The organism is Pseudogracilibacillus sp. SO10305 (assembly GCF_037072005.1).
Lineage (GTDB): Bacteria > Bacillota > Bacilli > Bacillales > Amphibacillaceae > Pseudogracilibacillus > Pseudogracilibacillus intestinigallinarum.
In genome coordinates this window covers 1-1,294 of record NZ_JAXHDE010000039.1, presented here as the reverse complement: position 1 = coordinate 1,294, position 1,294 = coordinate 1, and the positions used below count along the sequence as shown (strand labels likewise).

At 34.4% G+C, this 1,294-nt stretch carries 1 protein-coding gene; it reads left to right on the top strand.

The window, feature by feature from the left end; genetic code table 11:
- The first annotated feature begins 86 nt into the window (after positions 1-86).
- A protein-coding gene (locus SPD45_RS14335) for an IS3 family transposase (RefSeq protein WP_336268459.1) occupies positions 87-1,252 on the top strand; the annotation gives its coding sequence in 2 pieces (ribosomal slippage) (positions 87-363 and positions 363-1,252; 1,167 coding nt in all).
- Positions 1,253-1,294: the final 42 nt, after the last annotated feature.

Here is a 1,294-nt window from a genome sequence, read left to right as displayed (position 1 = left end):
TAGACTAACCTAATTATTTGAGACAATATAAAACACCTTCGAAATGGTACAATAGATTTAAGTACTTTTAACGGAGGTGTTTTTGCATGGGCAAAAACGTATATTCAAGTAAGATAAAATGGGCAGTTGTGAAAGCGAAATTAAGTGGAGAATTAACGAATCAAGAAATTATGGAGAAGTATGGAATTAAAAATGTATCGCAAATTAAAACATGGGTTAAGTGGTATCGTGATGGTGAAATATATCGTTTTGATCAGCCAATAGGCAAGCAGTACTCGTATGGACATGGTCCAGAATTCAGTACAGAGGATGAGCGTAAAACGCGGCAGATAGATCATTTGAAAATGGAGAATGAAATTTTAAAAAAGTATATGGAGATGGAAAGAGAGTTGAAAAAGAAATAGTTCTAAATCTCGTTGATAAATTAAAAGGAAAATACACAGTGACATCGATTTTAAATGCCTTGGAAGTGCCTCGTGCAACTTATTATCGTTGGCGATCTGAAGGAATAAGGTCTTCTTTAACAGAAGTTGAAAAAGCAATCATGGAGATATGTAAGAACACGAAATATCGATATGGGCATCGTAAAGTTAAAGCAATTCTTAAAAAAGAGTATAAAATTAAACGGAACCGTAATACTGTCCAAGCCATTATGCAAAAACATCATCTTCAGTGTCGTGTTAAACCTAAAAGAAAGTGGAAGTCCGAAGGTGAGACAATTATCGTTGCGCCTGATCTTATAAAACGTGATTTTCAAGCTTCGAAACCAAATCAAAAATGGGTGACAGATATAACATATATTCAATACGGGAGTACAATAATGTATCTATCAACCATTATGGATTTATATAATAACGAAATTGTCGCTTACAAAATGTACGATCATCAACAGACACCACTAGTGATAGATACACTAAAAGAAGCATTAGAAAAACGTTCTTATCCAGAAGATGTGATTATACACTCAGACCAAGGGAGTGTATACACTTCGTATGCCTTTCAGGCTTGTGTAACAAAGCATAACTTAGTGAGTAGCATGTCAAGAAGAGGTAACTGTTGGGATAATGCAGTCATTGAATCATTCCATTCTAGTTTGAAATCGGAGGAATTTGCGTATACCAGATTTAATTCACTAAGTAATACAGAAGTTACAAGACGTGTAGAGAAGTATCTAAAAGAATATAATGAAGTAAGAATTCAAGAAAAATTAGGCTACCTCTCACCAATTGAATATGGTGAAAAGGCAGCCTAAAAGGGTGTTTTATTTCTGTCTCATTTCACTGGGTCAGTCTAT